This window comes from Aquirufa ecclesiirivi (genome assembly GCF_011250515.1).
Taxonomy (GTDB): Bacteria; Bacteroidota; Bacteroidia; order Cytophagales; family Spirosomataceae; genus Aquirufa; species Aquirufa ecclesiirivi.
The window spans coordinates 147,853-168,800 of the sequence record NZ_JAANOP010000008.1 but is presented as its reverse complement, the minus strand read 5'-3'; the positions used below and the strand labels follow the sequence as shown (position 1 = coordinate 168,800).

Annotated in this window: 18 protein-coding genes; 12 read left to right on the top strand and 6 right to left on the bottom strand. The window is 40.3% G+C overall.

What is annotated here, in order from left to right; all coding sequences use genetic code 11:
* Positions 1-300: 300 nt before the first annotated feature.
* Genes G9H65_RS11345 through G9H65_RS11330 form a run of 4 tightly spaced genes read left to right on the top strand, consistent with a single transcriptional unit; the run spans position 301 to position 3,441 of the window.
* Positions 301-1,245, top strand: coding sequence for an aldo/keto reductase (locus tag G9H65_RS11345; protein ID WP_166375447.1), 945 nt, complete (start codon positions 301-303; stop codon positions 1,243-1,245).
* A gap of 12 nt (positions 1,246-1,257) precedes the next feature.
* The gene (locus tag G9H65_RS11340) at positions 1,258-2,277 is read left to right on the top strand and encodes a zinc-binding alcohol dehydrogenase family protein (RefSeq protein ID WP_166375446.1); all 1,020 of its coding nucleotides are present in this window, start codon (positions 1,258-1,260) and stop codon (positions 2,275-2,277) included.
* 1 nt (position 2,278) lies between these two features.
* Entirely contained in the window at positions 2,279-3,094 is an 816-nt protein-coding gene (locus G9H65_RS11335) for a sugar phosphate isomerase/epimerase family protein (RefSeq protein ID WP_317164421.1), read from the top strand.
* Between the two features lie 11 nt (positions 3,095-3,105).
* Complete coding sequence (locus tag G9H65_RS11330; protein ID WP_166375445.1) at positions 3,106-3,441, top strand: L-rhamnose mutarotase; 336 nt, start codon at positions 3,106-3,108, stop codon at positions 3,439-3,441.
* Between the two features lie 33 nt (positions 3,442-3,474).
* On the opposite strand, the gene G9H65_RS11325 is transcribed toward G9H65_RS11330, so the two are convergent.
* Together G9H65_RS11325 and G9H65_RS11320 are read right to left on the bottom strand one after the other, a co-directional pair.
* Positions 3,475-4,509, bottom strand: a complete 1,035-nt coding sequence (locus G9H65_RS11325; protein ID WP_166375444.1) for a DUF3500 domain-containing protein — start codon at positions 4,507-4,509, stop codon at positions 3,475-3,477.
* Positions 4,510-4,546: 37 nt separating this feature from the next.
* Positions 4,547-5,650, bottom strand: coding sequence for a Gfo/Idh/MocA family protein (locus G9H65_RS11320; RefSeq protein ID WP_166375443.1), 1,104 nt, complete (start codon positions 5,648-5,650; stop codon positions 4,547-4,549).
* Positions 5,651-5,808: 158 nt separating this feature from the next.
* Between G9H65_RS11320 and G9H65_RS11315 the strand changes: the two genes are divergently transcribed.
* Together G9H65_RS11315 and G9H65_RS11310 are read left to right on the top strand one after the other, a co-directional pair.
* A complete protein-coding gene (locus G9H65_RS11315) occupies positions 5,809-6,666 on the top strand; it encodes a glycerophosphodiester phosphodiesterase family protein (RefSeq protein WP_166375442.1) in 858 nt (285 codons plus the stop codon).
* Positions 6,667-6,815: 149 nt separating this feature from the next.
* Positions 6,816-9,299, top strand: coding sequence for a cation-translocating P-type ATPase (locus G9H65_RS11310; RefSeq protein ID WP_166375441.1), 2,484 nt, complete (start codon positions 6,816-6,818; stop codon positions 9,297-9,299).
* A gap of 108 nt (positions 9,300-9,407) precedes the next feature.
* Here G9H65_RS11310 and kbl read toward each other — a convergent pair whose 3' ends face one another.
* Positions 9,408-10,595: a glycine C-acetyltransferase gene (kbl, locus tag G9H65_RS11305; RefSeq protein WP_166375440.1), complete on the bottom strand. Its 1,188-nt coding sequence runs from the start codon at positions 10,593-10,595 to the stop codon at positions 9,408-9,410.
* A gap of 13 nt (positions 10,596-10,608) precedes the next feature.
* Positions 10,609-11,553 carry an NAD-dependent epimerase/dehydratase family protein gene (locus G9H65_RS11300; RefSeq protein WP_166375439.1) on the bottom strand — a complete coding sequence of 315 codons (945 nt, stop codon included), beginning with the start codon at positions 11,551-11,553 and terminating at the stop codon, positions 10,609-10,611.
* Between the two features lie 391 nt (positions 11,554-11,944).
* Here G9H65_RS11300 and G9H65_RS11295 point away from each other — a divergent pair, with 391 nt between their 5' ends.
* Together G9H65_RS11295 and G9H65_RS11290 are read left to right on the top strand one after the other, a co-directional pair.
* Positions 11,945-12,463 (top strand): carbohydrate-binding protein, encoded by a 519-nt coding sequence (locus tag G9H65_RS11295; RefSeq protein ID WP_166375438.1) that lies wholly within the window; start codon positions 11,945-11,947, stop codon positions 12,461-12,463.
* Between the two features lie 199 nt (positions 12,464-12,662).
* Positions 12,663-13,487 carry an SGNH/GDSL hydrolase family protein gene (locus G9H65_RS11290; RefSeq protein WP_166375437.1) on the top strand — a complete coding sequence of 275 codons (825 nt, stop codon included), beginning with the start codon at positions 12,663-12,665 and terminating at the stop codon, positions 13,485-13,487.
* 13 nt (positions 13,488-13,500) lie between these two features.
* On the opposite strand, the gene G9H65_RS11285 is transcribed toward G9H65_RS11290, so the two are convergent.
* Both G9H65_RS11285 and cobA read right to left on the bottom strand, forming a co-directional pair.
* Positions 13,501-14,058, bottom strand: coding sequence for an acyl-CoA thioesterase (locus G9H65_RS11285; protein WP_166375436.1), 558 nt, complete (start codon positions 14,056-14,058; stop codon positions 13,501-13,503).
* Positions 14,059-14,060: 2 nt separating this feature from the next.
* Positions 14,061-14,825 carry a uroporphyrinogen-III C-methyltransferase gene (gene cobA, locus G9H65_RS11280; RefSeq protein ID WP_166375435.1) on the bottom strand — a complete coding sequence of 255 codons (765 nt, stop codon included), beginning with the start codon at positions 14,823-14,825 and terminating at the stop codon, positions 14,061-14,063.
* A gap of 452 nt (positions 14,826-15,277) precedes the next feature.
* Here cobA and nirB point away from each other — a divergent pair, with 452 nt between their 5' ends.
* From nirB to G9H65_RS11260, 4 genes are read left to right on the top strand one after another with little or no spacing between them, the layout of a single operon-like run.
* Positions 15,278-17,773 (top strand): nitrite reductase large subunit NirB, encoded by a 2,496-nt coding sequence (gene nirB / locus G9H65_RS11275; protein WP_166375434.1) that lies wholly within the window; start codon positions 15,278-15,280, stop codon positions 17,771-17,773.
* Between the two features lie 35 nt (positions 17,774-17,808).
* Positions 17,809-18,153 (top strand): nitrite reductase small subunit NirD, encoded by a 345-nt coding sequence (nirD, locus tag G9H65_RS11270; protein ID WP_317164420.1) that lies wholly within the window; start codon positions 17,809-17,811, stop codon positions 18,151-18,153.
* Complete coding sequence (locus G9H65_RS11265; protein ID WP_166375432.1) at positions 18,143-19,636, top strand: alginate export family protein; 1,494 nt, start codon at positions 18,143-18,145, stop codon at positions 19,634-19,636. The genes nirD and G9H65_RS11265 overlap by 11 nt, the downstream gene beginning before the upstream one ends.
* Before the next feature lie 20 nt (positions 19,637-19,656).
* Positions 19,657-20,937 carry a NarK family nitrate/nitrite MFS transporter gene (locus tag G9H65_RS11260; protein ID WP_166375431.1) on the top strand — a complete coding sequence of 427 codons (1,281 nt, stop codon included), beginning with the start codon at positions 19,657-19,659 and terminating at the stop codon, positions 20,935-20,937.
* The last annotated feature ends 11 nt before the right edge of the window (positions 20,938-20,948 follow it).

The following is a 20,948-nucleotide window of genomic DNA, read 5'->3' as shown; positions in this document are numbered from 1 at the left end:
GTCACTAAAATGACGAAGGCGTCTTTGCGACACACTTTGAAGATACGATTTTTTGTTTGCCATGGATAATAGATTTTATGTTTAAAATTTTACTTTTAAACGGTCAACCTATTTCAGGCATTGACAAATGGGCAAAGGAACTTTGACTATGTTAATTTTTACGAGGAATATTCAATAGATTGTCTAAGATTTCGAAAAAAATCATTCTAGATTTAGGGATGAAAGGAAAGAAATTAATAATTTTTATGTTAGTCTGATTTCTTCATTTACCATTAAATACTTACCATTTACCATTAATTTATGCGCTACCGTCGTTTAGGCAAAACAAATTTAGAAGTATCTATTTTGGGCTTTGGAGCCTCTCCATTAGGAAATGTATTTGAGGAATGTGATGAAAATGAGGGAATAGCTGCCGTTCATTATGCCATTGACCATGGAGTGAATTTTGTGGATGTAGCTCCTTTTTATGGAATTACCTTAGCTGAGACACGATTAGGTAAAGCTTTAAAAGGGAAAAGAAACGAGGTATATTTGGCCACCAAGGCTGGTCGATATGATTTGCGAGAGTTTGATTTTTCTTACCAAAAAATTCTAAACAGTATTGATGATTCATTGCGAAGACTGCAAACAGATTATGTGGATTTGTATCAATTGCATGATATTGAGTTTGGTTCCCAAGAACAGGTTTTAAATGAAGCAATTCCCGCCATACAGGCCGTAAAGAAATCGGGTAAAGCCAGATTTGTGGGCATTACGGGTTTGCCCGTGAATTATTTAGCCGCCATAGCCCGTGAAGTAGAAATTGATACGGTCCTCTCTTGGGCTCACTATAATTTATTGCAGGATGAAATTAACGAAGAGCTAGTTCCGCTTTCCAAGGAATTGGATTTCGGTTTAATGAATGCCGCTCCTTTGATGCAACGGATTCTTTCTGACGCAGCATTACCTGTTTGGCATAACGCTTCGGAAGAAGTTAAAGCATTGCAACCCCGCTTGTTAGCTATTTGTCAAGCATACCATGTCCGCCTCAGCGACGTAGCTTTACGTTTTGCTATGGATCATCCAGATATTGCTACGACCATAGTTGGCATGTGCGACATGAAAACCATTCAAGAAAATGTAGCTGCGGTAGATTTTGTCATTCCAGATGGTTTATTACATGAATTAGAGGAAGTTATCGCTCCCTTTAAAAACCGCATGTGGTTTGAAGGAAGACCTGAAAATAATATTGCTAGAAAGCCCTAAATCAATCTAAATATGAAAGCATTATTTTTAACCGAAATAGGGCAAACCGAAATCAGGGAAATAGATAAGCCTGTTCCAAAAGTAGGAGAAGTTTTACTTCGAATTGGTATGGTGGGATTTTGTGGAGGCGATTTAAACGGCTTTAAAGGTCTATTTGAATTACAAGAATATCCCAATGTTTTAGGTCATGAAGTGGGTGCGACCATTGAAGAAATAGGAGAGGGTGTGCCTGCTGATTGGCAAATTGGCCAGCGAGTTACTATTTATCCTTATTTAAATTGTGGAACCTGTGTTTCTTGTCGGAAAGGTCGTCGAAATGCTTGCCAAGACAATAAAACCATGGGAGTCAGAAGGCCCGGTGCTATGACCCGCTACATTAGTATTCCTTGGCAAGATTTATATCTTTCCAATGCATTGTCTTTGAAAGAATTGGCCTTAGTGGAGCCTTTGACAGTGGGTTTTCATGCGGCAGCTAGAGGACGAGTGGATGCATCGGATACCGTTGCCGTCATTGGATGTGGTATTGTCGGCATGGGTGCATTGGCCTCGGCTGTTCATCGTGGAGCACAGGTGATCGCGGTGGATATCGATGATTCCAAGCTGGCTATTGCTCGAAAGATAGGTGTGCAACATACGATTAATACCAGTCAAGAGGATTTGCATGAAGCATTACAAAAGATAAGCCAAGGAGATGGTCCTGATGTGATCATCGAAGCCGTGGGAAGTCATATCACTTACCGTGCTGCTGTTGAAGAAGTGGCTTATACGGGGCGTGTGGTTTGTATTGGTTATGCCAAAAAGCCAGTGGAATTCAATACAGGCGTATTTGTTAGAAAAGAAATTGAAATCTTAGGCTCCAGAAATTGTACCGATGAATTCCCCTCCGTGATAGCTTATTTAGAATCTGGTCAATTTCCTGTTGAAGAAGTGATTAGTCGAGTTGTTCCAATTGAGGAAGCTGGTCAGGCACTAGCCGATTGGGCTCAAAATGCCCAAGGTATTGTAAAAATTATGGTGAATTTCGGAGAATAATATGATGCAATCCTGTGTAACCATCGCCTTAGTGCCTCAAATCAAATCGGGCCCCTGGATTTTTTGGGAAGACTTGGAAGCGAGTATGGCCCAAGCCTCCAAGCTAGGATTTGATGCCATCGAGCTTTTTACAGCAGATGCCACGAGTATTGACCAAGGGCAATTGGAAGAATTATTGTCGAAATATGCCCTAAAACTCGCAGCCGTAGGGAGTGGAGCAGGTAAGGTGATACATGGTTTAACGCTGACAGATCCAAATCCAGACATTCGCGCGCAAGCCATTCAATTCATACAATCCATGATGGATTTTGGGGCACATTTTGGTGCCGTGACCATCATAGGTTCCATGCAGGGAAATGCTTTGCCCGATCGTAGAGAGGAATCTTTGGCATATTTACAGGATGCATTGGTATACCTAGGAAATCATGCTGAACGGATAGGTGTTCCATTGATCTATGAACCCTTGAACCGATATGAAACCAATTTATTTAACACCTTGGGCGCTGCTAGGGTATTTTTGGAAGGGCTTTCCTCCCAACACATTCGATTGCTAGCAGATTTGTTTCATATGAACATCGAAGAGGTAGATTTAGCTCAAAGTATCCGTGAAAATGGCCCATGGATTGGGCATGTGCATTTGGCAGACTCTAATCGGAGACCGATGGGAATGGGACATACTTCCATGAAGGAGATCGCGGATGCATTGAAACAAGTGGATTACCAAGGGGCCATTTCGGCGGAAGCATTTCCATGGCCAAATCCTTTGGAAGCAGCCAAGCAGACCATGTTGGCATATAATCAGTATTTTACCATTTAAAACGAAAACCCATGCAACGATTTTGTTTGGCATTAGACCTAGTTGATGATCCGGAATTAATTCAGGAATATGAACAATACCATGCGCCAGGAAGTGCTTGGCCAGAAGTCACACAGCACGACATCGATGCGGGTGTTACCAATATTGAAATTTTCCGTACTGGAAATCGTATGTTCATGATTTTAGAGACAGATGATGCCTTTACTTTTGAGAAAAAAGCAGCTTTTGATGCGACTAATCCCAAGATTGCGGCTTGGGAAGAACTGATGTGGAAGTTTCAACAACCTTTGCCTTGGGCTAAGCCCGGTCAAAAATGGATTTTGATGGATCGCATATTTAAATCATAAAAAAAAGGCCAGAATTTATGCTGGCCTTTTTGATTATTTATGCTGATGATGCTCTGCCGTCATATAATGTTCTTTCAATAAATCCGTACCAAAATCACCTCGGAAATCCCGCCAAACCGTATGGATATGGTTGGCATTATCTTGCGTATTATCAAATTCAACTAAGAAAGATTTCCCCTGTATGCGGTAATAATGGGCTTTTTTACGTTCTGTATTTCCTGCCCAAGCAAATTTGACTGAATTGAAGTCCTCATTTGCAATATGTTTTAAGCGCATCTCGGCAATTTTGGGAGGCATGGCCGATAAATAGTGCATGATCAATTGATTCAGGCTAGCCTTTTGTTGGCTATTCATCTCTTTCACCGAGATACCCTCATCTGGTAATGGACCTACATGAACGGAATTGGTAGTTACCACTTCGTTGAATGTCGAGAGACTAAATATAGCTTTAGCTTTTTGTTTATCGGACATGGAATTGATTAAATCCAAGGCCATATCTTCTTCCTCCTTCATTAATCGAGTTCCTTTTCTTTCACCGCTTTCTGCCTCTGCTGGATAAACCCCAAAGAAAAATGGGGCATAAGATAGCTTGTTATCCACTATAGTGAAGTTTAATGCAAGGTGATGTCCTCCAAATTTCCATCCCCAAACTTTGTCTTTGCTCGGATCACCATAAAATGCCACGAATTGATTTTCAGGAATACGACTCGGATTTTTGGGTTGAATCTCTTTCAAATAATACTCGAAATCCATGATGTCACGGGTTTTCTTGAAGCCTTTTTCGCTTAAATAGACTTGCATGAAATCATAAAGTAATTGTTTCTGATGGGCATCCATGTCTTTCACCACAGTACCATGGCGCGCCACCATGGTAGGAGGCAAGAAGTGCCAGTTGAATCGAGTCACCGCATCAAAGGAATAGAGCGCTCTGCTTTTTTGGGCATCGCTGAGCGACTGGATAAAAGCCATGGCTTTTTGTACGCCTGGACTGTCGGTCTGGGCTAGACTCAGCAAAGGGAATGCCGCAATGCTGATACAGCTCATGATTAAAATAAATCTTCTTTTCATGTAAATGGTTTTTTGAGGTCTATTTCAAGGTGTAGGATTATTTTATGGCTACTCTTTTGCCAGATTTGACCGCTTCAAAAATCGCTTCAATGATTTTCATATCTTTCAAACCCTCTTCTCCATCTACGGGAACCTTGGGAGTTTTACCATCATGTATTATCGCTGCGAATTCATCCATTTGTATGGTTTGATGCGTAACATGTGGATAGCTCAATTCCCCTTTGTTGGTCTTTGCCTTGATAGGTCCGTACCCAGTAGAAGGCATCATTTCGGCAAATCCTTTGGTCCCATTGAGGTAAAACTTATCCAAATTATTGAGCGCGTAGGTGGATAGACAAGACGCCACGGCCCCACTTGGAAAGCCCATTTGGAATTGTATGGTTTCATCTACTCCTTCTTTGAATTTCTCTGAATCGGTTTTTGTTTCTTGGGCAGTCACCCAGATTGGTTCTTCGCCCACCATGTAGCGAGCTCCGTTAATGGAATAGATACCAATATCCATCATGGAGCCACCACCTGCCAACTGTTTGTTCAATCGCCACTGTTTAGGATCTCCGATGATAAAGCCGGATAAACCTTGGAAGAATAAGATTTTGCCAAATTCTCCAGCTTCTCTTTTCTTTATTATTTCTAGGGTATTGGGTTCAAAGTGCATGCGGTAACCTACCAATAATTTTACTCCTGCTTTTTTGCAGGCATCGATCATGCGTTGTGCATCCTTCACATTCGTGGCCATGGGTTTTTCGCTGATTACATGCTTACCTAATTGGGCAACTTTGATCGCAAATTCAGGGTGACGAAGGTTGGGAGTCATGATGTACACCGCATCGATGTCTGGGTTATTTTTGATTTTCTCTAATTCGTCATAGGAAAAACGATGACTTTTAGGAACACTGTATTTTTCTCCCCATTGGTCTAATTTGCTGGGTGTCCCACTGATTAAAGCCGTTATTTTGGCTCTTTTGCAGTTTTGCATGGCTTTGGCCACGATATTGGCATATCCTCCCAAACCTAGTAATGCTACTTTTAAGATAGGACCATCTTCTCTGGTGTAGTCTTGACTTGATGCTGCTTGAGAAATAAAGGGCATGGCGATCAAAGGAGCCGAGACTATTTGAATGAAATTACGACGTGAACTCATGGGGTGATTAATTTTTAAATAGGTGATATTTAATGCCTTAAAACTAAAGAAATAAAAGATAAAACGAATGCAATTTTATTTTATCCTGTGTTAATACGCTTTCTGCGCAATATGAGCTACTTTTGTTTTAATTAATTACCTAAACCTAGTTTAAAATAATGAAAATCACCTATATCCTAGGCCTATTTTTGTGCCTTTTCGTGTCCTCGATTCACGCTCAAAAAAGCAGCGATTATTTCAAGAAAATTCAAAAGTCATACCTGAATACTCAAGAACCTTTGGTGATGATTGCCGCTCACCGTGGAGCTCATTTGGAAGAACCTGAAAATTCAATGGCAGCCTTGAAAAAAACGATTGAACTAGGGGTTGATATCATGGAATTGGATGTGCGCTTTACCAAAGATCGAAAAATGGTGTTGATGCATGATAAAAAGGTAGATAGAACCACCAATGCTAAAGGATTGGTATCGGATTTTACTTTTGAAGAAATCAGAAAATTGCGATTGAAACATCTTGAACAAGTGACCAATGAGCAAATTCCCACCTTAGAAGAGGCATTTCAAATGGCGAAAGGGAAGATTTTGATAGATTTAGATATCAAAGATGATGCCACCTTAGATTCCATTATTGTATTGGTAAATCGGATGAAGATGGAAAAAAACTGTTTCTTTTTTGTGTATGAACCGGAGGAAGTGCTGATGTTACAAAAGAAGAATAAAAACTTCCAAATCATGATTCGGACAGAAAGCGAGGAAGCTGTAAAAAAATTAGTGGCCTCGGGTGCCAAACCTCAAGCGGTCCATATTGATCCAAGTCATTATAGCCCTGAAGTCGTGAAAGCCATCAAGCAAATACCTGCCCGTGTTTGGATCAATGCTTTGGGCGCCGTGGATTTTAAAGGAGCCCAACAGCCCGCTGCATTTGAGGAAGTCTTGAAATATGGTGCCAATATGATTCAAACGGATCAACCCGGCAAATTGAAGGAATATTTGAAAAGCCAAGGAAAGTATAGGTAGATATTAGGGTTTAGTTATTAGGAATTAGTTATTTGTGTTTAGGTAATAGTAATTAGGGAAAGACACTCATAACGATTACCTTCCCCTACATGCTACATTTCTAATTCTACATTCCTAAATTACCCTTAATCTCTAATAATCTTCATTCCATGGAAATGCGGACAGGTTTATCTGATTCAGAAGTAGCTCAACGATTAGATCGATTTGGCTATAATGAATTGCCTGGGCAGGATAAGAAAAATATCTGGGTAATCGTGTTAGAAGTCATCCGAGAACCTATGTTTATTTTGCTGATTTTCAGTAGTTTACTATATATGGTATTGGGAGATTACCGCGAAGGGATGATGTTGATGAGCTTTATTTTAGTCATCATTTTCATTACTTTTTATCAATATCAAAAGACGGAAAGGGCTTTGGAGAAACTGAAGAATCTTTCTTCACCCAGAGCCAAAGTTATTCGAAATCAACAAGTAGTTCGAATCCCAGGTAGAGAGGTAGTTCCTGGTGATATTTTGTCCTTATCTGAAGGAGACCGCATACCTGCCGATGCACGTTTGTTGGAAATTAATAATTTGATGATCGATGAATCCATGCTCACGGGGGAGTCTGTAGCCGTGCAAAAAAAGCTGAACACAGTAGAAGAAATTGGCATGGTTTTTAGTGGTACCATGATCGTTCAAGGACGAGCTTTGGCAGAAGTTACAGAAACAGGTGTTTATACTCAACTTGGCAAGATTGGAACAAGTTTAAGTAACTTGAGATCGGGGGAAACACGACTTCAAATAGAAATGAAGAAATTGATTCGCTCTTTACTTTGGATAGGAGTAGGAATTAGTTTAGCCGTATTCTTAGCATTTTATCTTTCAAGAGGAGGATTAGTGAAGTCGATTCTCAATGCATTATCTACTTCCATAGCCATTTTGCCCGAAGAGTTTCCCGTTGTATTTACCGTTTTTTTGGCCATTGGAGCTTGGCGTTTATCCAAAATCCAAGTATTAACTCGCAATCCATCTGCGATTGAAACCTTGGGTTCTACCACGGTATTGTGCAGTGATAAAACGGGTACTATTACTCAAAATAGAATGCAGATCATGCAGCTGTTTCTTGATGGTCAATTTGTAAATGAAGCAGATTTTCTTCTAGAAAAAGCTAAGATTCAGTCCTTGATTTATGCAGCTGAACTAGCCTCCCATGCTTCTTCCCTAGATCCTATGGAAGTGGCTATTTTTCAGACCAAACAAAGTTTAGGAGCTGAAGTTTCTCCCATGTTACCATTGCTCCGCGAATATCCACTTAGTACGGATTTATTAGCTATGACTCAGGTGTATCAAGTAGACCAGGCTATTCATGTAGGCTATACGAAAGGTGCCCCAGAAGCAATCTTTAACCTATGTCAAATCGATGGAAAGGAACGAGAGAAGCTAGAGGAAACTTTAGGGAAAATGGCTTCCCATGCGCTCCGTGTTATTGCTGTTGCCCAAACTGGGATATTAAAGGGAGATTTGCCTGATCATCAAAAAAACTTGAATTGTCAATTTTTGGGACTTATCGGATTACAAGACCCCATTCGCCCAGAGGTACCTCAGGCTATACAAGAATGTATGGATGCAGGAATAAAGGTTAACATGATTACGGGAGATTATCCCCAAACAGCCAGTAGTATAGCTAAGCAGATTGGACTGAGGAATGCAGATCAGGTCCTTACTGGCGAAGAATTACTGCAATTGAGTGATGAGGAACTAAAACGATGTATTGGAGATTATTCGGTTTTTGCTCGAATAAAACCAGAGCAGAAATTACGTATCGTCAATGCATTGAAGCAAAATCAGGAAGTTGTGGCGATGACTGGCGATGGAGTAAATGATGCCCCAGCTTTAAAAGCTGCTCATATTGGTATTGCTATGGGAAACAAAGGGACGGATGTGGCGAGAGAAGCCTCATCTTTGGTTTTATTGGATGATAATTTTGCCTCCATTGTGGCAGCTATCCGTTCAGGTAGAAGGATTTTTGATAACCTTCAAAAAGCCATGTCATACATCATTTCCATCCACATTCCCATCATTGGTTTAACCTTGTTGCCCGCCATGTTTGAATTTATGCCATTGCTTTTGTTGCCTTTGCATATCGTGTTTTTAGAAATGATCATAGATCCCATTTGCTCGGTTGCTTTTGAATCTGAAGTCGAGGAAAAATCCATTATGTCTAGGCCTCCTCGGGATGTTCGAGCTACATTTTTTGGTTTTAAGTTATTATTTAGGTCAATTGTCCGAGGATTATTATTGCTCAGTTCAGTTTTAGTGGTCTTCTGGTTTTCTTGGAAAGAAGGGCATACCGATAATGAAATTAGAGCCATTAGTTTCTCGGCCTTGATTATTGGTAATATCTTTTTTATTTATTCTAGTTTGTCGAATACCCGTAGTTTTATCCATGTTTTCATCGAGCGCAATGCCATGGCTTTGATTGTTTCGATTACGGCTATTGTTGTCCTTTTGCTTATTGTTTATGTTCCATATCTCCAAAGTTTATTCAGCTTTGAATTTCCAGGATTCGCACATTTTAAATTAGTACTCATCACTTCATTCATTTTATTAGCTACGTTAGAACTGGTTAAATGGGGGAAGGGAAAATTGTAAGTGATGCAGTATAAATTGTGGAATAGGGCTTAGTTATTATTAGGAAAAGACACCCATAACTATTACCTACCTCTACATTCTACATTCCTAATTCTACATTCTTCATCCCTAAATTACCCCTAATTCCTTTCCTACCTTAGTAAAAGCAGCAATGGCTTTGTCTAAATGCGAGGTATCATGGGCAGCAGAAAGTTGAACACGAATTCTAGCTTTTCCTTGAGCTACCACTGGGTAAAAGAATCCAACGACGTAGATACCCTCTTCCAACATGCGCGCGGCAAAGGTCTGAGCGACTTTGGCATCGTATAACATCACCGGAACGATTGGGTGGAAACCTGGCTTGATATCAAATCCCGCAGCGGTCATTTTCTCCCGGAAATAAGCTGTATTTTCTGCTAATTTATCGCGCAAGCTTGTTGACTCTGTTAATAAATCTAACACTTCAATGGAGGCCGCCGTAATAGCAGGAGCCAAAGTGTTGGAAAACAAATAAGGTCTAGAACGTTGACGCAATAATTCGATAATCTCTTTTCTGCCCGAAGTAAATCCTCCGGAAGCACCACCTAAGGCTTTCCCTAAGGTGCCTGTAATGATATCTATGCGGCCCATGACATTAAAATGCTCATGCGTTCCTCTTCCGGTTCGACCAATAAATCCACTAGCATGACATTCATCAATCATCACCAAGGCTTTGTACTTGTCGGCTAAATCACAAATTTTATCTAAAGGAGCTACAGAACCGTCCATGGAAAAAGCGCCATCACTAACAATAATTCGGTGACGGCATCCTTGTGCGGCAATTAATTGCTTTTCCAGATCTTCCATATCGATATTCTTATAGCGGAAGCGTTGGGCTTTGCATAAGCGTACCCCATCAATGATGGAAGCATGGTTTAATTCATCTGAAATAATTGCATCTTCTGCCGAAAATAAGGGTTCGAAAACACCGCCATTGGCATCAAAAGCTGCTGCATATAAAATGGTATCTTCTGTTCCTAAAAATTCAGAAATCTTTCTTTCTAGTGTTTTGTGTATATCCTGTGTGCCACAAATAAACCGAACCGACGATAATCCAAATCCATGAGAATCAATGCCTTTTTTTGCGGCCTCGATGACCCTTGGATGTGAGGATAATCCCAGATAATTGTTAGCACAGAAATTAATAACTTCTTGGCCAGTATTCAATTGAATATCAGCTCCTTGTGGGCTGGTAATGATACGTTCTTGTTTGAATAATCCAGCTTCCTTGATGGATTGTATTTCTTCTTGTAGAGGTACTTGTAAAGTTTGGTACATAATCGTTGATGTATTATTTTCTGAGGTTATTTATCATGTCTTGGGTTAATTTGCTTAAATCATATTCGGGTTTCCAGCCCCAATCTAGCTGAGCAAATTGATCGTCAATGGAGGCAGGCCATGAATCTGCGATGGCTTGTCTAGGGTCATGCGAAGCATATTTCAGTTGAAAATGAGGAATATGCTTTCGGATTTCTTCAGCTAGCATTTCAGGGGTAAAACTTAATCCTGCAAAATTATAACTGGAGCGAATATGAATTTTATTCGCTGGAGCATCCATCAGTTCGATCGTTCCTCGAATGGCATCTTCCATGTACATCATGGGCAATTCGGTTCCTTCCGATAAAAAAGAAGAATAAGATCCTTTTTTTAATGCCTCATGAAATATATGAATGGCATAGTCCGTTGTTCCTCCTCCAGGAGCAGCTTTCCAAGAAATTAAGCCAGGATAACGTATACTCCTGACATCCAGTTGATACTTTTGGTGGTAGTATTCACACCAGCGTTCTCCCGCTAATTTACTAATTCCATACACCGTATTGGGGTCCATGGTGCAGTACTGTGGCGTTTGTTGTTTAGGGGAATTCGGACCAAAGACCGCAATGGAACTTGGCCAGTATACTTTAGCTGTTTTATAAGCCAAAGAAAAGTCCAAGACATTCAACAGGCCGTTCATGTTCAAATCCCAAGCCAACTTAGGGTTTTGCTCCCCCGTGGCCGACAGTAGCGCGGCCAATAAATAGACTTGCGTTGGTTGGTATTTTTGATAGATGTCTTTGAGCATGTCTTTGTCTAAGACATTGACAAATTCAAAGGGACCAGCATGTAATGTTTCGTAATCAGGACGGCGGATATCGCAGGCCACCACGTTATCGTTATGATAAGCTTTTCGTAAGGAGTTGACTAGTTCGGTGCCAATCTGGCCATTGGAACCCAAAACCAATATTTTTTCTGACATGTGCTTGTTGATGAGTAGATAAGCAAAGGTAGAAAAAATGTGAGTCCATTGTGTCTCAACGTGAACGGAAAAACATGGAAAAGGTAAAAGGTGAATCAATTTCTGAAAGAAAAATGAATCACCTGATACCTATTCTAAATAGATCAATAGCTTGACTTATTTTTTTTCTCCTTTTTAGCATCCTTTTTCTCCTTAGGAGTTTTAGTAGCTTCTTTTTTCTCGGTTTTTTTGGAATTCATTCCCTTGGCCATATCTGTAAAGGTTAGAAAGTTTCATATTTTCTGCAAGGACGGGAAAATATTAAAGAATCCCAAGGTTGACAAGCCTGAACCTATGGACTATTCAGAATATTGGTTAATTTTAAATGAATTCTAAACCTTAATCAATCATCATGTTACATGCTATTTTACTGTTCACCTGGCTCTTTGGTGGACTTTATTCCCCTTATTTCGGTTATTCCAATCCGCAAAGCACGCCTAAAAAAGGCTTTCAGGCAAATCGTCCAACACGTATTGACAAGAATATCAAAGGTGCTTATCATTTAACGGCTGCCAAAGGTAAAGCAATAGGTCCGGACATTAAATTCATGCCCGAGTATCAAGCTTTTGGGTGGTTTACTTCTAAAGACCGAGTGGAATGGGAAGTGGACGTAAAGAAAACGGGTGATTATCATGTGGACATCATTTATTCTGTGGATAATGCCGAAGCTGGGAAAGAATTTATCTTATCAAGTCCAACATCTCAATTGGAGGGAAAAGTGCTTCCCAGTGGCAATTGGGAAACCTATAAAACTTTGGGAGCGGGAAAAATACATTTGAATCAAGGTGTTCAAAAAATTGTATTTAAATCCAAGACCCAATTTAGAGCAGGTGGAGCTATTTTGGATTTGAGAGAGATTGTTTTGCGATGATATCTTGCCAAGCAAATTAATGCAGGAGATTCATCTCACTATTTTCATGGCAAAATGAACTAGATTGAAGTCAAATGTCTATCCAATGAATCTAATTTATTTCCTGCTAAGCAATTTGAATAGTAGCTAAATTTACCCAATATTGAGACTTAGAGAAACCTTGAAGATTTCATTCTCTATAATCTATTAACATCCCATTATGAAAAAGTGTATCATCCTCTTTGTCATCCTATTATTCCAAAGTTCTTTTGCGCCCAAAGAAATTACCTGGGTGGCCATAGGCGACTCCATCACCTATTTGAATGAGCACCCCGATGAAACAGGAAATAGAATCACGAAGGGATACATGACAAGGGTTGTGGAGCGTTTGCCACAGTTTAAGTACATCAACAAAGGTTATAATGGCTGGACGGCCGTTAAAATTGCGACCGATATTGAAAAGTTGAATATTCCTGTAGCCGATGTATACAGTATTTTTTTAGGAACCAATGATTGGTGGGGTTCTAAGCCATTGGGGACATGGGCAGATTATGAAAACAATACGGGTGTGGCTACCGTTCAAGGGTCATTTCGGGTGATCTTGAATAAGTTAAGAAGCCTAAATCCTCAAGCTAAAATAGTTTTGATTACACCTATGCAGCGAGTGGATTTTGTGTACATCAATAATTTTAAGAATAATGCCTTTGGCTCATATAAAGAGAAAAATGGCCAGCGATTGGAACAGTTTGCGGATGCGATTGTGGCCATAGCGAAGTTTGAAGGCATCCCTGTGGTGGATCTATACCACAAAAAAGGCATGGATCATGCCAAATTAGTACATTTTAAATACCTGAAAGATCCTGCTACAGGAAACTACAAAAAGTTTACGTTTCCAGATTTTGTGGATGTACCTTTTAATCCAGCTAGTGACGAATATCCATATCCCTTGGAGGCCTCCCAAGTGACGTATGATGGCCTTCATCCTGCTGATAAGGGCTATGAAATGATCACCAAAGAGCTGGTGAAGATATTTAAAAAGTGGTAAGAATGGGGCTAAACTACAGAGTTAAAAAGCATTTGTCTGATTCCTGACATTCCGCTTTTAATTCATGGAATTGCTGGTCTTTAACAGCTGTTTTTAATAGTTCTCTTTTTTCTAAGGATAGTTTTCTGATGATTTTGCCTTTACAAAATCGACGAAGCTGTACTTCATTTTCTAAGATAATCCCTGGTACCGAAGTGAGATTTCCTTCCGCATCTTTAGCGGCCATGGTGAAATAACAAGAATTGGTATGTCGTACGATGCCATCCGTAGGTTTGAAAGATTCCACGCGCATGCCCACAATCATGGTCGTTTTGCCCACATAAATGATGGAAGCTTTGATAGTGACTAATTCGCCGACTTCTACCGCTTGTTTGAACTCAACTCCTTCCACGGCTACCGTGACACAATACTGTCCGCTGTGTTTGGAAGCACAAATAAAGGCAACCTTGTCCATGAGGGACAGTAAGATCCCACCATGGATTTTTCCGCCAAAATTGGCATAGGAAGGTATCATTAGTTCCGTGTAAATGGTTTCTGAATCCATGACACTTTTTTGTAATTGAGTAGGCATGTTTATGACTGCTTTAGGGTAGCTTCTTGAATGATGGAAGAAAGGTGCGTGCGATGTAGCTTGACGACCTCACCAACGATAATGATGGCAGGATTGCTGATTCCTGCGTTTTCTACTTTAAATTGAATGTCTCGAGTAGTACCAATGACCATTTTTTCATCGGGTCTAGTGCCATTTTGAATGATGGCTACAGGTGTTTTGCTTTTGCCGCATTGTTGGAATATATCCATAATGGCTTCTAGTTTGCTCATGGCCATTAATATGATGACAGTAGCAGAGGATTGAGCGGCCCAAAAAATATCTGGTGAAATTTCTCCCTGAGCCGTAGTGCCGGTTGTGACCCAAAAACTTTCGTTGATTCCCCGACAAGTCAATGGGATTCTTTGAGAAGCAGGAACGGCCAAGGCGCTGGAGATTCCCGGAATAATTTCGACTTCCATTCCTACCGATTCTGCGGCTTCAATCTCTTCTTGTGCTCTACCGAATACAAAGGGGTCACCACCTTTTAGGCGAACAATCCGCGAATATTGTTTCGAAAGTTCCATGATTCGTAGATTGATTTCTTGTTGTGACAAGGTATGGCATCCAAATCTTTTACCTACAAATTCCACATGACATGATGGATGGGCATAGGACAATAATGCTGGGTTGGCTAGTGCATCATAGAGAATCACATCGGCCTCTTGAAGAACTCTTACTGCTTTCAAGGTGATTAATTCAGGGTCGCCGGGACCAGCTCCGACCAGAAATAAACGTGTAGTAGACATGCTTGGTTTTTTGGTATTGTCTTTGTTAAATACAATTTTAATGGAAGTGTAAAATTATATCTTCACTATTTTTTTTGTAAATCTAAGTAGCTAAGTTTAATTTTTGCCTTTTAAAAGTAATTATTTTGCAAAATGATTAAAAATAGGTTTAAAAATGAATCAATTTTTTATTAAAAACCGAATAATAAACAAAATAAGGTAAAATATTTAACACAAATAACTTGTTTTGTATTTTTTGAAAGATAATATTTGCAGCAGATAAAAGCATTTATATAACAACGATTGTCCTTTTTTAGCATTTTAAGGAATTTTTCAAAATGTTCTAAAATGAAATAGTGGCTCAAATGCTATTTTGTTTCTCATCAACAATGACACATAATTGTCAAGAATAAATTGGAATAGTTCAATTTTTTCTGGTCAAATTTTATTACCACATTGTAAAATCAAGCATCATGAAAATTATCATCATTGGCAATGGTATGGTTGGCTATAAGTTTTGCGAAAAGCTCATGGCGAAAAATCCACAAGGCATAGAACTCATCGTATTTGGAGAGGAAATTAGGCCTGCTTATGACCGAGTTCACCTCAGTGAGTTTTTCTCAGGAAAATCTGCTCAGGATTTAGAAATGGCACCAGCTACTTGGTATGAGGAACACGGGATTAAACTTTACACAGGTGATCCCATCATGCACTTGGATTGTGAAAATAAGACCGTTAGTTCTCATGCAGGAATCACCGAATCCTATGATTACTTAGTATTTGCTACTGGATCTTCAGCCTTTGTTCCGCCAATTCCTGGAGTTGAAAAAGATGGGGTATTCATTTACCGTACCATTGAAGATTTGGAAATGATGCGCGACTGGGCTCCTAAAGCTAAAAAAGGGGCTGTGATTGGAGGAGGGCTTTTGGGTTTAGAAGCCGCCAAGGCCATGATTGATCTAGGTGTGACAGATACCCATGTCATTGAGTTTGCCCCTCGCTTAATGCCTAGGCAAATTGATGAGGCAGGATCGACCTTGTTACAAGCCAAGTTGGAATCCATCGGATTGCATATTTTGACTTCAACGAATACACTAGAAATTACGGGTTCCGATAAAATCAGCGGTATGCGCTTTCAAAATGATCAAGTTTTGGATGTAGATATGCTCGTGATTTCGGCTGGAATTAAACCTCGAGATGAATTGGCAAAAAATGCCGGTTTAGCCACTGGGCCTCGAGGGGGTATTTTAGTGGATTCACATATGCTGACTTCTGACCCACATATTTTGGCCATTGGTGAATGTGCGCTTTATGAAGGAATGATTTATGGTTTAGTAGCTCCTGGCTATGAAATGGCTGAAGTGGCCATCGCTACTTTATTAGGTGCCGACAAGCAGTTTACGGGATTTGATATGAGTACCAAACTGAAATTGATTGGGATTGATGTAGCCAGCTTTGGAGATCCTTTTGCTTCAGATGGAGAGGTAAGGAGTATTGTGTTGGAAGATCGAAATAAGGGAATATATAAACGTGTCAATATCAGTGCTGATGGAAAAACGCTATTGGGGGGTATTTTGATTGGTGATGCAGAACAATACAACATGCTCTTGCAAACCTGTAAAAATCAGGTCATACTTCCTCCCAATCCAGAAGATATCATCCTAGGTTCTCGAGGTGGGGAATCAGAAGGCGGCGCTGGTGTACTTAGTTTACCAGATGATGCCATGATCTGCAGTTGTGAGGCAGTAAGTAAAGGTGATATTTGTTCCCATGTCCTCCATGGTGCCGAAAATATAGAAGCCATCAAGAAATGCACCAAAGCAGGTACGGGTTGTGGCGGTTGTGTACCTATGGTCAAAGATATCGTAAATCATACCTTGAAGTCGCAAGGCATCTACGTACGAAATGTCATTTGTGAGCATTTTGATTACTCTCGACAAGAACTATTGGATTTAGTGCATTTGCACAACTTACGTTCTTATGATGAAGTGCTTTCTGCGCATGGCCATGGTGACGGTTGTGAAGTTTGTAAACCTTTGGTAGCTTCTTTGATAGCGAGTTTATGGAATGAAATGATTTTGGATAAGGGAAATGATACAGCCCAAGATAGCAATGATCGTTTCTTGGCTAATATTCAGAAAGGAGGAACTTATTCTGTGGTGCCGCGTATTCCGGGTGGTGAAATTACCCCTGATAAGCTCATCGTCATTGGGGAAGTAGCTAAGGAATATAATCTCTATACCAAAATTACCGGTGGTCAGCGCATTGATTTGTTTGGTGCCCACTTAACGGATCTACCTGCTATTTGGGAAAAACTCATTGAGGCTGGTTTTGAAAGTGGACATGCTTATGGAAAAGCATTACGGACGGTAAAAAGTTGCGTGGGTAGCACCTGGTGTCGATTTGGCCTACATGATTCTGTCAGCTTTGCCATTCAAATTGAAGAAAGGTATCGAGGAATAAGAGCCCCACATAAAATCAAAGGTGGTGTTTCTGGATGTATACGCGAATGTGCGGAGGCTCAAAGTAAGGACTTTGGTATTATCGCTACTGAAAAAGGATGGAACCTACATGTATGTGGAAACGGGGGTTCTAAGCCTCAGCATGCCCTATTATTAGCCAGTGATATTGATTCAGAAACTTGCATTCGTTACATCGACCGCTTCTTAATGTTTTATATTAAAACAGCTGACCCATTAACCCGCACCGCCACATGGTTAAATAAATTGGAAGGTGGGATCGACTACCTACGTAATGTGGTGGTTAATGACAGCCTAGGGTTAGCGGAGGAATTAGAAAGCGAAATGCAAAAGCTGGTAGATAATTATGTCTGTGAGTGGAAAGCCGCCGTAGAAAATCCCGAATTCAGAAAGCGATTCAGTCATTTTGTCAATGCCCCTGAAGAAAAAGACCCCACTGTAGATTTTGAAGTATTACGTGATCAAAAGAAGGCGAAAGCCTGGAGTTAATAACATAGCCTAAAAGTAAAGAAATGGTAGAGACAATGAATAAAACATGGTTCCTCGCTTGCCAGGTGCAAGATGTTCCAGAAAATGGAGGTGTTTGTGTCAAAGTAAAAGACCAACAAATTGCCTTATTTCATTTTGCCCGTAGAGGGGAGTGGTATGCTACTCAAAATGAATGTCCACATCGTCAACAAATGGCCCTAAGTCGGGGAATGATCGGCTCACAAGGGGAAGAACCCAAGGTTGCTTGCCCATTCCACAAGAAGACTTTTTCCCTTAAAACAGGTGCTTGTTTATCGGGGGATGTGGAGGCCATCAAGACCTACTCGGTCATGGTCAAAGATGAATCTGTCTACATTTTTTTGGATAGCGATGAGGTATAAATTACTATTTCTTTTTTTCTGGATCAGTAGTCCCATGTTGGCGCAATTGTCATTCTCGGGTCAACTAAGAACGCGTTCGGAGTATCGGGACGGCGTTGGAAACTTACGTTTGAAATCGGCAGCCCCAGCCTTTTTTACTTCTCAAAGAACAAGACTTACGGCTGGCTATAAAAGTAGTCGGGTACAATTTCAAGCGAGCCTTCAAGATGTACGGGTTTGGGGACAAGATGCTTCCACTATTTCAGCGAATGATGGTAGTAAGTTGGGTGTACATGAAGCTTGGGCAGAAATCACTTTGATGAATAAGTCGGACAGTACTTTGCCTAAATGGGTAGATCATTTAGCCTTGAAAGTAGGTCGACAAGAGCTGTTGTATGATGATTCTCGCTTATTAGGGAATCTGGATTGGTTACAGCAGGCTCGTAGGCATGATGCCATGGTTTTAAAAATGCTGCACCACGGATGGCGTGCTGACTTAGGTTTGGCATTTAATCAAAATACGGATGCCTTTCAGTATGATGGCACTTATTATACGCCAGCGAATGTACTGCCTTATATCAAAGACAGTAAGGGAAATTTAGTGGCGAGTCCATCAGGAATGATCCCAACCGTCAATCCCCAAGGCTTTTCTAGTAAATCTGGGTCTTTGGCTGTATTAAATCCACCAAGCACCAATGCCCTGGGTCAAAATTATAAATCCTTGCAATTTTTATATCTGTCGAAAAGCTTCTCCAGTAGCAAGCTGACAGGTTTATTTCTGAGTGATCAATTTGGGGCATATATCTCAGACTCTACTCGAAATGTGGCTGGGAAAGATACAGGTTATGTGTATGGTAGAAAATATCATTCATCCTTAAATCATGCTCGCTTTACCTATGGCTTGACTTTAACGTCCATGTTAGAAAAATCAAAAAAAGTGCTGTTGAATGCCGGCTTTTTTTATCAATCAGGACATGACAAAGAGGGATTAACGCTCGACGCTTTTACTTCTACATTGGCAGTAAGCATGCAACATAAAAAATGGGCTTATACGCTGGGTTGGGATTATGTCTCAGGAAATGATGCGTTTTCTAGTTCTAAAGTAAATCATCGTTTTGATCCATTGTATGGTACGCCTCATAAATTTTGGGGATACATGGATTATTTCTACGTAGCCACAGGCTCACCCTTGGGAGGTTTGTCCAATGTCTATGCCAAAGCAAAATACATCTCATCCAATAAGCGATTTAGTACAGGATTTGACCTGCATTATTTTGCCTTAGCCAATCAACAAAAACAAGTGGATGGGCGGCCTTTAGATGCCTATTTAGGGATGGAGCTAGACTGGATAAGTACTTATACCTTAAATAAATCCTGCCAGTTGGATCTGGGATTATGTGCCCTTACTGCCAGCGAATCCATGGAATATGCTAAATCCCTAAGCCCCGGTTCTAGTAATAAAAATGCGCATTGGGCCTATTTGCAATTAAATATCCTTTTATAATCCACCTAAATATTAATCTGATGAATACGATCAAACCTCTCGAAAAATTGAATGTTTTTTCATTCAAAGGCGTGCAAATGCGTACGTTTCACATCACTTGGATGACCTTTTTTGTTTGTTTCTTTGGCTGGTTTGGATTGGCTCCGCTCATGCCTACCATCAAAGAGACCTTGCATTTGAGTAAATCTCAAATCGGCAATATCATCATTGCCTCGGTTTCAGGGACCATCATTGCCCGATTATTAATAGGTCGTTTATGTGATACCTGGGGTCCAAGAAAAACCTATACAGCTTTACTTTTATTGGGTGCTATACCGGTGATGGGTGTGGGATTAGCCAATAGTTATGAGACATTCTTATTATTCCGCTTGGCTATCAGTATCATCGGTGCCTCTTTTGTGATTACGCAGTTTCATACGTCCATCATGTTTTCACCAGCTATTAAAGGAACAGCCAATGCCGTTGCTGGAGGTTGGGGCAATTTAGGAGGGGGAATAACCAACATGGTGATGCCTTTGATATTTTCTGCCATCGTCGGTTTTGGTTATGTCAAAGCGGATGCATGGAGATATGCGATGATTTTCCCTGGAATTTTGATGTTAATCATGGCATTCATGTATTACCGTTATACCAAAGACACGCCCTCCGGTAATTATGATGAAATAGAAAGAACAGCTGAACAAAAAAGTAAAACAGACTATTCGGTGTTGAAGGATTGGAGAATTTGGGCATTATCTCTGGCATACGCCGTTTGTTTTGGCATGGAAATTACATTTGACAATGTAGCGGCACTTCATTTTGTACAGGAATATGGCCTTAGTCAAAGCACTGCAGGAATCTGTGCAGGTGCCTTTGGCTTCATGAATATTTTTGCCCGTGCTTTAGGAGGAATTTTTGCTGATAAGGTAGGAAAAACCTATGGAATGCGTGGCAAAGGATTATTATTGGCCTCCGTGTTATTGTTGGAAGGCCTTGGCCTAATCATGTTTGCCAATGCAGGTAATTTAACCATGGCTTTATTATCCATGATAGGTTTTGCTCTTTTCTTAAAAATGGCCAATGGCGCTACCTATGCCATCACACCTTTTGTCAATGCCAAAAATGTAGGATTAGTGAGTGGTATTGTGGGTGCCGGTGGAAACGTTGGAGGTATGTTGTTTGGCTTTTTATTTAAAAGTGAAAACATCACTTACATGCAAGCATTTGCTTACATCGGATTAATCGTCATCGCTATTTCAGTGATCATTTTCATTACTCGTTTTTCTGAGCCTAAAAAGGCATTAGAACTTAATTTGGCTTAATTAATACCCAA

Excerpts from the sequence above, each read along its gene's own strand:
- G9H65_RS11335 (WP_317164421.1), top strand. The coding sequence starts at position 2,279 with ATGATGCAATCCTGTGTAACCATCGCCTTAGTGCCTCAAATCAAATCG.
- G9H65_RS11345 (WP_166375447.1), top strand. The coding sequence starts at position 301 with ATGCGCTACCGTCGTTTAGGCAAAACAAATTTAGAAGTATCTATTTTG.
- G9H65_RS11340 (WP_166375446.1), top strand. The coding sequence starts at position 1,258 with ATGAAAGCATTATTTTTAACCGAAATAGGGCAAACCGAAATCAGGGAA.
- G9H65_RS11325 (WP_166375444.1), bottom strand. The coding sequence starts at position 4,509 with ATGAAAAGAAGATTTATTTTAATCATGAGCTGTATCAGCATTGCGGCA.
- nirB (WP_166375434.1), top strand. The coding sequence starts at position 15,278 with ATGAAAATTATCATCATTGGCAATGGTATGGTTGGCTATAAGTTTTGC.
- cobA (WP_166375435.1), bottom strand. The coding sequence starts at position 14,825 with ATGTCTACTACACGTTTATTTCTGGTCGGAGCTGGTCCCGGCGACCCT.
- G9H65_RS11290 (WP_166375437.1), top strand. The coding sequence starts at position 12,663 with ATGAAAAAGTGTATCATCCTCTTTGTCATCCTATTATTCCAAAGTTCT.
- kbl (WP_166375440.1), bottom strand. The coding sequence starts at position 10,595 with ATGTACCAAACTTTACAAGTACCTCTACAAGAAGAAATACAATCCATC.
- G9H65_RS11320 (WP_166375443.1), bottom strand. The coding sequence starts at position 5,650 with ATGAGTTCACGTCGTAATTTCATTCAAATAGTCTCGGCTCCTTTGATC.
- G9H65_RS11330 (WP_166375445.1), top strand. The coding sequence starts at position 3,106 with ATGCAACGATTTTGTTTGGCATTAGACCTAGTTGATGATCCGGAATTA.
- G9H65_RS11315 (WP_166375442.1), top strand. The coding sequence starts at position 5,809 with ATGAAAATCACCTATATCCTAGGCCTATTTTTGTGCCTTTTCGTGTCC.
- G9H65_RS11285 (WP_166375436.1), bottom strand. The coding sequence starts at position 14,058 with ATGCCTACTCAATTACAAAAAAGTGTCATGGATTCAGAAACCATTTAC.
- G9H65_RS11310 (WP_166375441.1), top strand. The coding sequence starts at position 6,816 with ATGGAAATGCGGACAGGTTTATCTGATTCAGAAGTAGCTCAACGATTA.
- G9H65_RS11295 (WP_166375438.1), top strand. The coding sequence starts at position 11,945 with ATGTTACATGCTATTTTACTGTTCACCTGGCTCTTTGGTGGACTTTAT.
- G9H65_RS11265 (WP_166375432.1), top strand. The coding sequence starts at position 18,143 with ATGAGGTATAAATTACTATTTCTTTTTTTCTGGATCAGTAGTCCCATG.
- nirD (WP_317164420.1), top strand. The coding sequence starts at position 17,809 with ATGAATAAAACATGGTTCCTCGCTTGCCAGGTGCAAGATGTTCCAGAA.
- G9H65_RS11260 (WP_166375431.1), top strand. The coding sequence starts at position 19,657 with ATGAATACGATCAAACCTCTCGAAAAATTGAATGTTTTTTCATTCAAA.
- G9H65_RS11300 (WP_166375439.1), bottom strand. The coding sequence starts at position 11,553 with ATGTCAGAAAAAATATTGGTTTTGGGTTCCAATGGCCAGATTGGCACC.